The following is a 13,021-nucleotide window of genomic DNA, read 5'->3' as shown; positions in this document are numbered from 1 at the left end:
TTAGTAGTTTACAATTTTTATACTATTAATCATTTTTGTAAGAAGAGGATTGGAGGATAAATGATGAAAGTGGCCATTGCATCTGATCATGGCGGTATGTTTATTCGTAAAGAAATTATTTTATTAATGGAAGAAATGAAGATTCCCTATGTAGATTTAGGTTGTGAGAATAGCGAATCTGTTGACTATCCAGATTATGCAATACCAGTAGCTGAGAAAGTAGCTAATGGTGAAGTAGACCGTGGTATATTAATTTGCGGAACAGGCATTGGAATGAGCATTGCAGCCAACAAAGTAAAAGGAATTCGCTGTGCACTTGTCCATGATATGTTTAGTGCAAAGGCAACAAGAGAACATAACGATACAAACATATTAGCTATGGGAGAGCGTGTCATTGGCCCTGGTCTAGCTTGTGATATTGTGAAAATGTGGTTAACAACACCTTTTATAGGGGGGAGACACAAAAAACGTGTCAATAAAATCGTAACATATGAATCAACTCATGAGTTGAAAAGTAACGAAGTCTATATATTGAAAGCGGATTGATTTGCATAATGACTCTTACAAAGATTAAAAATTTGGGTCAATTACTAGGGGGATATGAAAATGGCTTTAACTTCAATGAAAGAGATGTTAAATAAGGCGTTAGCAGAAGGTTATGCGGTTGGGCAGTTTAACATCAACAACCTGGAATGGGCACAAGCAATTTTAGCAGCTGGAGAGGAAGAAAAATCACCAGTAATTCTTGGTGTTTCTGAAGGAGCAGCTCGGCATATGGGTGGTTTTACTGTGGTTACCTCCATGGTAAAAGCACTTATTGAAGAAATGAATATCATCGTACCAGTAGCAATCCATTTGGACCATGGGTCTAGCTTTGTAAAGTGTAAAGCTGCCATTGATGCTGGTTTTACTTCGGTTATGATTGACGCTTCCCATTATTCATTTGAAGAAAATGTAAAAATAACCCGGCAAGTTGTTCAATATGCACATGAATACGGGGTATCCGTTGAAGCTGAACTAGGAACAGTTGGCGGGCAAGAAGACGATGTAATCGCCGATGGTGTTATTTATGCAGATCCAAATGAATGTAGGGAGCTGGTAAAACTTACAGGTGTTGATTGCCTAGCCCCAGCATTAGGATCTGTTCATGGTCCTTACAAAGGGGAGCCTAACTTAGGTTTTAAGGAAATGGAGGATATATGTAAAACAATTGAGCTGCCGTTAGTCTTACATGGCGGTACTGGTATCCCGATTGATCAAATCAAAAAATCAATCTCATTAGGGACAGCGAAAATCAATGTAAACACGGAAAATCAAATTGCTTTTACGAGAGTAGTTCGGGAAGTGTTGGGCACAGACTCTGATGTATATGATCCACGCAAATTTATAGGTCCAGGCCGTGAGGCGATTAAAGAAACTGTTATTGGTAAAATACGTGAATTTGGTTCTTCAAACAAAGCATAAGTCTGTATTTATTGAACTTTGGGCAAGAGTAAAAAAGTCATAAAAAAGTAAATGCATAGAATATCACAAAGTTAATAATTAGGTGATTATATCCTATGAGATGTAAGTTAGATTTTAAGAGTCGTCAGAGAAAGTAGGGGGATTAAAAAATGGCAAAAATAGCACCTTCCATTTGTCTGCTGAATTTGCTAAATTAACATCAAAAGTAAAGCGTTATCATAAATGTAGGAAATGCTCTTTTTTAAATGAATTATCCCTTTTTTGACATTATTTTAAAAAGGTAAGTCAGTTTTAAATAGTCTAAGCATAAATCTTTTGTTCTAACAAAATATGCTTTCATCAGAGCTGATTCAAGAATCCTTAGCTAAACTTGGCTATGAGTATAGTTAGTCATCGTAAAAAAATATGATTCTGATTGATTTGTATGAATGCGGTTTCAATGGAGAAACGAAATTTCTCTGGTTTTTCTGTCACAAGGTACGGAGCAGTGTTGGCTATCATCTCGTGCTTTTCTGGAGTCCTCACGGTAGGGTACAAGAAAATTTATATTAGCGAGAATGGTCATCTGAATGGTTTAATTTCTTTTATTGAATTTGGTTTCAAGCAGAATTATTACATTTGGATGTTACTATCTTAAGCCATTCGAGGGTTTGGAAACCCTTTATCGTAGTCCTTACATAAATTAGCCATAGCAAAAGGCATTTTTGAGCTATTTAGAGTGAAGGAATTCATGACATTGGGAGTCATTTTCTATTATTCAAATAAAATGATTTTATGGAGGAAAATATATGCAAAAGTATTACAAGTGGATTATCTACTTTTTTGGATCGCTTGGAGGATTACTGTTTGGTTATGATACAGGTGTAATATCAGGGGCTCTTTTATTTATTAAGAGAGATTTACATCTTACACCATTTTTAGAGGGAATGATCGTCAGTGGAGTAATGTTAGGAGCTATGATAGGAGCTGGATGGTGTGGAACTCTTTCAGATAAGCTAGGAAGAAAAAAGGCCATCGTCATATCAGGAATCCTATTTTCTATAGGGGCTGTAGGAACGGCTATTGCGCCAAATGTATTCATTTTAATTTTGTTTCGAATCGTACTTGGTCTAGCTGTTGGAGGAGCGTCAGCGTTAGTACCAATTTATCTTTCAGAAATGACCCCTGCTAATATACGCGGTCGTGTAGCATCTTTAAATACCTTTATGAACAGCGTTGGTATATTGCTTGCTTATATTGTAGATTATGCATTTGCATCTTCTGGGAATTGGCATTGGATGCTTGGATTAGCCCTAATACCTTCGTTATTATTGTTATTTGGAATGTTATCTATGCCTGAGAGTCCTCGTTGGCTGTTTTACCGGGGAAAAGAAAAGAAGGCCAGGGAAGTGCTCAGCTATACTAGAGATGAGAATGCAGTAGAGTCTGAAATACAAAATATAAAACAAATTAACAATAAAGAAAAAGGAACTCTAAGAGATCTTGTAGCTCCTTGGTTAAGACCAACTCTAATAGTAGGTATTGGACTTGCAATTTTCCAACAGTTTATTGGAACTAGTACCGTTTTTTATTATACACCAACTATTCTTGTAAATGCCGGGCTTGGTTCATCGGGAGCTATTGCTGGAACAATTGGAATAGGGGTTATGAATTTATTGTGTACGGTTTTTGGAATTCTTTTGATAGATAGAATAGGTCGGAGATTGTTACTTCTCATGGGGAATGTTGGTATGTCTTTAGCTCTTGGTGTATTGGGAATTAGTACGAAATTTTTTGAAGTACCTGCGTGGGTTTCACTTATCTGCTTAGCTTTTTTTATCATTGCTTTTTCAACTAGTTGGGGAATGGTCGTTTGGATAGTGCTTGCAGAAATCTTTCCTCTTAAAGTACGTGGCGCTGCAATGGGAGTTTCAAGTGTTATTCTTTGGGGAGCAAATTTAATTGTATCTTTATTATTTCCTTTATTATCAAAAGCGATAGGAAATAGTTATCTGTACATCATATATTCTATAATTGGTATAGGAGCCTTTGTTTTTGTCTATTTCCTTGTGCCAGAAACTAAAGGAAGAAGCTTAGAAGAAATTGAAAAAGATTTAGTAAATAAAATGGCAATATAGAAAAAATCGGTCAACTGAGTCACTTAAATAGGGGGGAGTATCAGAAAAATACTGTTCCCCCATCTGCCCTTTGACTTGATATTCCTGTTTTACACCTTTATGACACTCCTCCTTTCATCATTTCTTATGAGTTTGGAATGGAAAATATTGGTTTGAGATTAAACAAACCGTTCGAAAAAGTACACTTTTACGAACGGTTTATTTTTGCTCAAAAAGGGCCTTTTTTTACGTTCGTTTAAGTTTGAAAATCATTTACGAACGTTCGTGATTTTTTAACTACTTTTACGGACGTATTTGGTAGAATAAGAGATAAAATGAGCTGGAAAGGGAGTAAAAAATGGACGTTCGCAAATTTGGATACATACGAGTCAGCAGCAAAGATCAAAATGAAGGTCGACAACTTGAGACCATGAAAAAAATGGGAGTCGACCAACGTGATATTTTTATGGATAAACAAAGTGGAAAAGATTTCGACCGTGCCCAGTATCAATTGTTAAAACGTATGATTCGTAAAGGGGATATTCTTTATATCCATTCACTTGATCGTTTTGGCCGGAACAAAAATGAGATTCTTCATGAGTGGAATGACATTACGAAAAATATTCAGGCGGACATCGTCGTTTTTGACATGCCTTTATTGGACACGACACAGTATAAGGATAGCTTGGGGACCTTCATAGCTGATTTAGTTTTACAGATTCTTTCCTGGATGGCACAAGAAGAACGAGATCGAATTCGAAAAAGGCAACGTGAAGGAATTGACGTGGCTTTACAAAAGGGTGTTGCATTTGGTCGACCAAAATCTACCATTACTGAAGGGTTTAAACAAGCCTATTATCGATGGAAATCGGGAGAGATGACAGCTGTACAGGCCATGCAAGAAATAGGGGTTAAAAAGACCACTTTTTATAAGTTAGTTAAGGAGTACGAAAGAGAAGAGAAAAGTATCAATATATAATAGAAGAAACTCGTCAAAATAATCTTTTTTTAGCAAAAGCAAAGGCTTTTTCAATTTAAGAAATTGTGAATTTTTTCACTTAAACTAAAGGAGGTTTGTTTAAGTACATTTCTTCACAAGTTACGAAAAAACCGATTCTTCAAAGTCAGGAAAAATCGGCTAATTCTCTTATTCAATCATAGTAATTATTTTACTTTGTTATATACCTCATCTGAAACTGGTTCCAACCATTCAGGAGTACCAGCAGTGATTGCAATGTGTTCAAACCAACTATCTTTTGCTGCACCATGCCAATGTTTCACACCATCGTGAGTGACAATAACATCGCCTGCTTTTAAGAATTGAGCAGGCTTTCCTTCTTCTTGATACCATCCTTCGCCACCAGTTACCAATAATATCTGGAATCCATTACGATGGACATGCCAGTTATTTCTGCATCCAGGTTCAAAAGTTACATTTCCAACACCAACATTCACTTTAGGGTCAGCAACTAATCCTTTAAGATAACTTTGTCCCACAAAGTATTGTGCGTATGCATCATTTTTCTCACCAGCTGGGAAAATAACTCCATTTTTTACTTCTTCATGTTTTGCCATTTTAATTCCTCCAATAAAATTTAATATTATTAACCAACTTGAACAGTTGGACGGACAATTAATTCATTGATTGCAACATCCTCTGGTTGGTCGATTGCAAATGCGATAGTCTTAGCAATTCTTTCTGCAGGAATGGCTACTTGATAAAAGTCCTCTAAGCCTGCTTTCATGGTTGGGTCGGTTGTCGTTTCTAAGAGCTCACTGCTAATAGCACCAGGAGAAACATTGGTTACACGGATATTCGTGCCACTCATCGCTTCTTCTTGACGCAAGCCTTCAGAAATGGCTTTTACTGCAAATTTTGTACCGCAATAAACCGTTCCGCCTGGGTAAATGTTATGTCCAGCTACAGAAGAAAGATTAATAACGTGACCTGATTTACGCTCTCTCATAGATGGAACGATAGCAGCAATAGCATACAAAACACCTTTGATGTTTACATCAATCATCTTATCCCACTCGTTAACTTTATTTTCAGCAAGAAACGCTTGTGGCATGATTCCAGCATTGTTGACTAGGACATCAATTTTTCCAAATTCTTTAAGTGCATACGCAGCGAGTTCTTCCATTTGTTGACGAGAAGACACATCTGTAACTTTATAAATAGCTTGTCCCCCACTTGTTTGAATCTCATTTTGTAGTTTCTTTAATCGGTCTTCACGACGAGCTGCGAGTACCAACTTTGCACCTTTAGATGCAAGTTCTTTAGCAGTAGCTTCTCCAATTCCAGAAGAAGCACCCGTAATAATGACAACTTTATTTTGAATATTAGACATGATATATAACACCCTTTCTCAATTTTCAGGAATAATTTCATTAACGCATGCTAATGCGTTCAGTGTTCTTGGAAAGCCCATATATGGAAGGCAATGGGTGATGGCAGTGATCAATGTTTCTTTGTCATTGCCCACATTTTTATTACCCTGTACATGTGCCTTAACTTGACCTTCAGCACCACCCAAAGCACTGATGATGCAGAGAGTTAACAACTCTCGTGTTTTTAAATCAAGCCCGCCACGAGTATAGAAATCTCCGAAGCAAAAAGCAGAAAGATAATCCTGTATATGCTTTTGGTTTGTCGGAGTATTTTCCCGCATTTTTGCAATTACATCGCCAAATATTTCAACCTGCACTGCAAGTCCTTTATCAAAACGATTTTCTTCATCTACAATATTTTGACTTTCAATCGGTAAAGCGATATTCTTCATTTTGAAAGCCTCATTAACCTCATTGATAGCACTTAATGTTTTCGGGAATCCGATATACGGAGCACACTGATAAACAGCTTCTTTGATTTCTACAGGTGTAAGACCAACATTCAGTGCCGCACTAACATGTGTCTTCAGTTGAGGCAACGTCTGATTGGTTGCAAGAACTACCAGGGTAATTAATTCACGCTGTTTGTCATCTAAATTACCTTGATGAAAAACTTCTCCAAAAATGAAATGATTCAATATGTTCTGAAAATCAGGATCAGTAGCATGTGCGGCAGTTACTCCCTCGCCAAATAGTTGGTTGAGCTTATCCTTGCTCCTTTCAACACGATTCATTATTATACCTCCTCTATGAAATCAATTAACTCTTTTATTATTTCAAAAATAGTAAAAGTTGATGTGTTAATAAATCGCATATTGATACGTTACCGCACATCTGTATATAATATAAAATGAAAAGAGGGTTACTTCAACAAACAAAATCCTTGATTTGTGTGTTACTGCACAAGTTGATTAAAATTGTGCGATAAATTTTAAGAAAGCTCGGTGGTTACTATAATGCCAAAAGTGGATAGAAGAGTACAAAAATCTCAAGAGGCAATAAAAAAGGCTTTTATTGAACTGTTGTCTGAAAAAAGTTTTGATCATATTACGATACAAGATATTTCTGACAGGGCAAACGTCGGTCGAAGAACCATTTATGATCATTACATCGATAAATTTGATTTACTGGATAAGCTCATTGAAGAACATATAAACGAATTAAGGAAACTGTGCGAATCGGCAGCTGATTTGGATTTTGTCGAGGGGAATCTGATGTGGTTTGAATACTTTGAACGTAATTCTTCATTCTTTTCAACCATGCTAGCAAGTAAAGGAGCCACTACTTTTCGTAGTCATTTTCTAAAGTTTGTGATTGAGGAGTTAGAGAGTGAAGTAGATGTAACCGAAGGTAAGAATAAAGGATTAAATAAGGATTTAATTCTTAAATTTTTTGGAGCAGCTATAGTAGAGTTAGTAACAGCGTGGATTGCCAATGGATTATCTGAACCAACTCAAGTTGTTGCAGAACAGATGGGGATTTTGTTGGATAGAAACTTTTAGTTATAGGATAGTTTTTCAAATTTAAACGAAGATTGTGAAGGAATATACTTAAGCTACCATGAAAATAAACTTCTCTAACTCCGAAAAAAGAAAATACTAAAGAAGACCCTGCTCAATCGTTAAAAAAAGAGGAGAGCATTAATTAATAAGTCTATGAATTGGTTGACTGGATTAAGGTCAGTATCAGTATTGACACTTCCTAAACATTTTCATTCTCTGTGGTGAAGTGACGTTTTTTGCAATTCATGGATGGCTAACGGGTGCTTTAGTTGTCACTTTTCTTTTTAAATGGCATAAAACTTTATCAATAAATGGCAAAAAAGCTACCAATTATTTCTTGGTAGCTTTTTTAAATACCTATTACTAAGCTGTCTCGTGTTTCTTCAACTACTTCTACAGTGATTTTATCCATTTGATTGATTCGTAAAATACGGTCAATTTGCGCAAATAAGCGGTGGATTAATCGAAAATTTCCTTTTGTAATCTTAATAATAGTAGTAATTGCTTCATAATCAGAAAAATCTTCTAACTCTATATCAATACCTAAGTCAGCCCATTTATATTCTGATTTTATGAACACTTTAATCCTACAATAAGAACTCAATAAAATATTATTAAGGATAAACTATTTATGTAGAATGTACCCTAAATGGGCGTATTGATAACAAAATCAATTTTATAAGAGTGAGAGTTTTAATTATAACTTTATCCTAGCATTGGAGTTAGCTCAAAGGTTTATTATAGTTTATATAAGTAAGGAGGAATATTCGATGAATATCAAAAAAGCAGCTGAAATGTTTGATTTAAGTGTTGATACACTCCGATATTATGAACGAGTAGGTGTTATCCCACCTGTTCACCGAAATGCAAGTGGATATCGTGACTATACGACGAACGATTTGAATTGGATTTATTTAGCTAAAAATTTGCGTAATGCCGGATTATCAGTTGAATCCTTAATTGAGTTTGCCCAGTTGGCCCAATTACGAGAAACGCAAAATGTAGAAGAAGCTCAAAAACAGATTTTATTTGATCAGTTGGAGGAGCTGGATAAAAAGTTAGCCGAAATGCAGGAAGTTAGGGAATTACTAGTTTATAAAATTGAAACTTATGGTGAGCATATCGCAAAATTCAAGACAGGTGAAATGGCACCTGATAAAGTCGAAAAATTGTGGGAACGATAAAAATAAAACTTCTTCCTTGCCATGGACTTAACTCCAAGGTTTAGGATAGGTAATGTAATCAAAGTTAGAGGAGGAAAACAACATGCAAACAATCAAATTAAACAATGGTGTGGAAATACCACAATTAGGGTTTGGAGTTTACCAAATTCCATTGGATGAAACAGCTGAAGCAGTTTATCAAGCAATCAAAGCAGGATATCGTTTGATCGACACGGCTTCTATTTATGGAAATGAAAAAGAAACGGGTGAAGGTATCAAACGAGCAATTGACGAAGGGCTTGTTACACGTGAAGAACTTTTTGTCACCTCTAAGTTGTTTATTTTACAAGCACCGGAATCTAAAGCAACTGAGACGATTGAACACTCACTTGATACTATGGGGCTAGACTATCTTGATCTTTATCTTATTCACCAACCTTATGGCGATGTTTATGGAGCATGGAGAGCAATGGTTGCAGCGCAAAAAGCAGGTAAATTGCGTGCAATTGGTATTTCAAATTTCAAATCAGCTAAGATGATTGAATTTGTTGGGCTGAATGAAGTGAAGCCTCAAATCAATCAAATTGAAGTGAACCCTTGGAATCAGAGAATTGAAGATCAAAAATGGCATGAAAAATATGGTGTACAAGTAGAAGCTTGGGCTCCATTTGCAGAAGGACGTCACGATCTATTCACAAATCCTGTATTAGCAGAAATCGGAGAACAATATGGCAAAACTGTTGGACAAGTCGTGCTTCGCTGGTTAATGCAACGAGGAATTGTTGCATTGGCTAAATCTATTCGTCCAGAACGAATGGCTGAAAACATTGATATCTTTGATTTTGAACTTTCAAAAGAAGATATTGAAAAAATAGCTGCTTTAGATATGAAAGAATCAGCTTTCTTTGATCATGATGCGCCACAACAAGTTGAATGGTTCATGAATCGCATGTTGGACACAGAAAAATGATGGAAAATATCCTTATCATTGGTGCAGGCGGTCAAATTCCAGAAGTGCTGATACCACTTTTACAAGAACAAGCTGATCTGAAATTAACATTGTTTGGTCGTCATGCAACTAGTCTACCCTATACGAATGTAACAAAGATTTCTGGTGATGCGGGGAATGTATCAGATTTGGTGAATGCCATGCAAAACCAAGAGATTGTTTATATGAATTTTGACAATAAAAAAATTACAGAAACAGTCATTGAGGCAATGCATAAAACTGGCGTTAAGCGTATCATTCAAGCAGGTGTATTAAGTGTATACGGCGAAGTTGCGGAACCTTTTGCCACATGGAATAGTCGAATGATGGGCGGATCGATTGCTCATAACCGTGGAGTAGAATCACTTGAAGCAAGTGATTTAGATTACACTTATATGCGGATGACTTGGTTATATAATGGCAAACGAAAGGATTATGTCGCAAGCCCAAAAGGAGAACCATTTTTAGGCGCTCAAATTACTAGACATGCAATTGCTCAATTTGTTATCGATAATATTACAGGCAAACGAAACGATACCCGAGCAAGTATCGGCTTATGGGAACCTGGCTCAGAAAATAGATTAAAACCTGATTTTTATTGATTTAAGCGGTGTATGATGTAAATCAATCAGCAGAATGAATAGAAAAAACTGTGACATAGTCCATTATTTGTACTATGTCACAGCCTTTTTATGGATGAAAAGCACAGTACAAAGGTGGAGATTTAGATAATTAAGAAGAATGCTATTTTCTTGCTAATAACAGTTATATGCGTCATTATCGTTGGTTTCATTATTCTACCAAAAACAATAAATCAGAATGAAAAGGAAGGAGCAACCATAAAAAATTCAAAAACATTGATTGTCTATTATTCAAGGACGGGGAATACTAAGGCAGTTGCTGAACTTATCCAAGAAAAAGTTGGTGGAGATCTCGTGCAAATTGAAACAAAAGAGTCAAGACCAACGGATTACAGAATGGAAGTAGAACAAAATGCGCAAGAACAAGAGAGTGCTACCCTACCAGAATTAAAAACAATCATTACTAATTTTGAGAACTATGATCGTATTTTTATCGGAGCACCCACATGGAACATGGCTTTGCCTCAAGCGGTAGTTTTATTTTTAGATAGTTATAATTTTGAGGGGAAAACGGTGATTCCATTTAACACGAATGGCGGTTACGGTTCTGGTTCAACCTTTAGACAGATAAATGCTGGTGCTAAAGGAGCGAAAGTTCTAGAAGGATATACTGTAAAGGGCGGGGAAGAAACTAACGGTATCATGCTTGCAATTAAAGGTAAAAATAAAGCTGAGGTATCAAAGGAAATAGATACTTGGCTAGAAAGAATTAAACAATTAAAGAAATAGAAAGAAGTTAGAAAAGTTGAATAAAGAAAAATTTGGAATCATCTTACCGATTACATTGCTATCCTATTTTTTGATATTAATGGATAATTCGATTATTTTTACCAGTTCAGTACAGATAGGCGAAAGCCTGGGCTTATCTGCCGCAGCACTTTCATGGGTATCAAGTGCGTATACGCTCACGTTCGGAGGCTTCTTACTTCTAAGTGGACGGCTTTCTGATTTGCTGGGAAGAAAACGTATTTTTTTGTTTGGGCTGCTCATTTTTGGGATCAGTTCACTAATCATTGGTCTATCAAGAACAGCTGAGATGGTGATTGCTATGCGTGCGATTCAAGGGATTGGCAGCTCGATTATTGCACCTACAACCCTCGCATTAATCATGGATGCGTATCAGAACAATATGAGACAGCGTGCTATTTCTTATTATGGCGCAACAGCAGGAATTGGTTCGAGTGTCGGTTTATTAGTTGGCGGTGGGTTGACTAGCTTGATTTCTTGGCGAGCTGGTTTCCTGATAAATGTACCGTTCACTCTTCTTCTGTTTTTCTTAACATTAAGGTACGTAGAAAATTCAGAACGACGAAAAGAAAGAATTGATTATCTAGGTAGTTTATTTTCAATCATAGGATTAATTGGTATCATATATGGATTTACAGAAAGCAAAGGTATATTCGTCATTGCCGGTATGATTATCTTAGGCTTATTCATTTTCTGGGAACGAAGCGTTCCATATCCCATTTTGCCATTATCACTCTTTAAAAATAAGATACGATCCGGTGCATATGCCGCACGGCTTTTATTTATGATGGCAATGTTGCCATTTTGGTTCTTTTTACCGCAAATGATGCAGAGTCAATATGGCTTTTCGGCCTTACAATCGGGTCTGGCATTTTTACCTCTGACAATCGTCAATTTTATCATAGCCATGCAATTACCACGATTAACCGCTAAATTTGGAAATAGCAAAGTTTTACTTGTTGGTGAGATAATATTAGTGGCAGGGTTAATTTTACTTGCTTTCTCTAACCCAGCCAGTGGTTATTGGCGTACTATTTCCATTCCTATGGTAATACTAGGTTTGGGGCAAGGACTGATTTTAGCACCGGTCACCTCAGCAGGCGTTCATGAAGCGCCAACTGAACTGGCTGGTATTGCGAGCGGCGTTACAAATACCATGCATCAAATTGGCGGGCCAATCGGCTTATCTTTAATTGTCTCGGCTACTAATGATTTTTCTATTGAAATCTGGTTAATGACGTTATTTACACTCGCTTCTATACTGGTGGTTGCTATTTTTGTGAATGAAAAGAAATAGTGATTACTTCTGAACAGAGCAAAAATGATTAATTTAATGATAAACAAAATAAATCCCTGTCTATCTTTATCTTGGCAGGGATTTATCTTTGACATTGACAAATAAATGAAAAAAATAGTGCCATTTAAAAAGAAAAATGACACTTTAGTGGAGTAAGATAATCTATGCTCCTTAGGGGTTTAAAGCAAAAAAATTAGCCCTCAATCGAGGGCCTAAAAATATATATTAAGGGGGTCTATGAAAGGTCTTGTCCTTTCATACCTGTATCATACCTCATTAAACTTAACTAATTATTAATATATAACTAATTTTTTCGTTTGGTCCAGCCACCCAAAAAAGGAATTTTGTCGCCATCAAAGACGGCCTCTATATCTCCAAAGTGAAAAAATTCTTCCTGATCGGGGTCATCATCTAAAACGGCCCAAAAACCTACCCTTTCGTCGTCTAATTGTGTTATATGGCCATGATAATATAGATCATCTTCAACTTACTTAGATGTCCAATAGCGGACTACAATCGTCACGTAGTCGCCTTCCTGATAAGGGAAATCCGTTAAGCCTAGTCCGTATATGCTGCCGTCTTTGTACTTTACTTTCATTTGTTTCCCCTCCTATTTTCGATTCCAAGGTAATTTCCAATGTTCTCTCAACACTTCTGGAAAACACTTTTTGTAATACCAATTACCATACTCGCCACCTGGAAGCTGCTGCATTTTCGTTTGTGGAAACCACT

Annotated in this window: 13 protein-coding genes and 1 pseudogene; 10 read left to right on the top strand and 4 right to left on the bottom strand. The window is 36.4% G+C overall.

All coding sequences use genetic code 11. From position 1 onward, the window contains the following. Nucleotides 1–63: 63 nt before the first annotated feature. The 4 genes from rpiB (at nt 64) to M3183_RS17380 (ending at nt 4,539) form a co-directional block, all read left to right on the top strand. On the top strand, nt 64–546 hold the full coding sequence (gene rpiB, locus M3183_RS17395) for a ribose 5-phosphate isomerase B (protein WP_251471790.1): 483 nt from the start codon (nt 64–66) through the stop codon (nt 544–546). Between the two features lie 60 nt (nt 547–606). Next, nucleotides 607–1,464, top strand: coding sequence for a class II fructose-bisphosphate aldolase (locus M3183_RS17390; protein ID WP_251471760.1), 858 nt, complete (start codon nt 607–609; stop codon nt 1,462–1,464). A 788-nt stretch (nt 1,465–2,252) separates the two neighbouring features. After that, nucleotides 2,253–3,581 carry a sugar porter family MFS transporter gene (locus tag M3183_RS17385; protein ID WP_251471759.1) on the top strand — a complete coding sequence of 443 codons (1,329 nt, stop codon included), beginning with the start codon at nt 2,253–2,255 and terminating at the stop codon, nt 3,579–3,581. Nucleotides 3,582–3,918: 337 nt separating this feature from the next. Then, the gene (locus M3183_RS17380; RefSeq protein WP_251471758.1) at nt 3,919–4,539 is read left to right on the top strand and encodes a recombinase family protein; all 621 of its coding nucleotides are present in this window, start codon (nt 3,919–3,921) and stop codon (nt 4,537–4,539) included. Between the two features lie 185 nt (nt 4,540–4,724). Here the strand turns inward: M3183_RS17380 and M3183_RS17375 are convergent, their stop codons facing one another. Genes M3183_RS17375 through M3183_RS17365 form a run of 3 tightly spaced genes read right to left on the bottom strand, consistent with a single transcriptional unit; the run spans nt 4,725 to nt 6,685 of the window. Next, nucleotides 4,725–5,135 carry a cupin domain-containing protein gene (locus M3183_RS17375; protein WP_251471757.1) on the bottom strand — a complete coding sequence of 137 codons (411 nt, stop codon included), beginning with the start codon at nt 5,133–5,135 and terminating at the stop codon, nt 4,725–4,727. A gap of 29 nt (nt 5,136–5,164) precedes the next feature. Continuing rightward, a complete protein-coding gene (locus tag M3183_RS17370) occupies nt 5,165–5,911 on the bottom strand; it encodes an SDR family oxidoreductase (RefSeq protein WP_251471756.1) in 747 nt (248 codons plus the stop codon). Nucleotides 5,912–5,929: 18 nt separating this feature from the next. After that, a complete protein-coding gene (locus tag M3183_RS17365) occupies nt 5,930–6,685 on the bottom strand; it encodes a carboxymuconolactone decarboxylase family protein (protein ID WP_251471755.1) in 756 nt (251 codons plus the stop codon). A 222-nt stretch (nt 6,686–6,907) separates the two neighbouring features. Here M3183_RS17365 and M3183_RS17360 point away from each other — a divergent pair, with 222 nt between their 5' ends. Further along, the gene (locus M3183_RS17360; protein ID WP_251471754.1) at nt 6,908–7,453 is read left to right on the top strand and encodes a TetR/AcrR family transcriptional regulator; all 546 of its coding nucleotides are present in this window, start codon (nt 6,908–6,910) and stop codon (nt 7,451–7,453) included. 349 nt (nt 7,454–7,802) lie between these two features. On the opposite strand, the pseudogene M3183_RS17355 reads toward M3183_RS17360, so the two are convergent. Continuing rightward, a pseudogene (locus M3183_RS17355) lies at nt 7,803–8,018 on the bottom strand (AAA family ATPase); the annotation flags it as partial. A 205-nt stretch (nt 8,019–8,223) separates the two neighbouring features. On the opposite strand from M3183_RS17355, the gene M3183_RS17350 reads away from it, so the two are divergent. From M3183_RS17350 to M3183_RS17330, 5 genes are all read left to right on the top strand, one after another. Further along, nucleotides 8,224–8,637 (top strand): MerR family transcriptional regulator, encoded by a 414-nt coding sequence (locus M3183_RS17350; RefSeq protein ID WP_251471753.1) that lies wholly within the window; start codon nt 8,224–8,226, stop codon nt 8,635–8,637. A gap of 82 nt (nt 8,638–8,719) precedes the next feature. Next, entirely contained in the window at nt 8,720–9,586 is an 867-nt protein-coding gene (locus M3183_RS17345; protein WP_251471752.1) for an aldo/keto reductase, read from the top strand. After that, nucleotides 9,583–10,206, top strand: a complete 624-nt coding sequence (locus M3183_RS17340; RefSeq protein ID WP_251471751.1) for an NAD(P)H-binding protein — start codon at nt 9,583–9,585, stop codon at nt 10,204–10,206. The genes M3183_RS17345 and M3183_RS17340 overlap by 4 nt, the downstream gene beginning before the upstream one ends. A 150-nt stretch (nt 10,207–10,356) precedes the next feature. Next, a complete protein-coding gene (locus M3183_RS17335; RefSeq protein WP_251471750.1) occupies nt 10,357–10,974 on the top strand; it encodes a flavodoxin in 618 nt (205 codons plus the stop codon). A 16-nt stretch (nt 10,975–10,990) separates the two neighbouring features. Then, nucleotides 10,991–12,289, top strand: a complete 1,299-nt coding sequence (locus tag M3183_RS17330; protein ID WP_251471749.1) for an MFS transporter — start codon at nt 10,991–10,993, stop codon at nt 12,287–12,289. Nucleotides 12,290–13,021 lie beyond the last annotated feature (732 nt).

The sequence above is a fragment of the Neobacillus mesonae genome, from assembly GCF_023715155.1.
In the GTDB taxonomy this organism is placed as follows: Bacteria; Bacillota; Bacilli; order Bacillales; family Cytobacillaceae; genus Neobacillus; species Neobacillus mesonae_A.
This window is presented reverse-complemented; position numbering and strand designations above follow the sequence as displayed.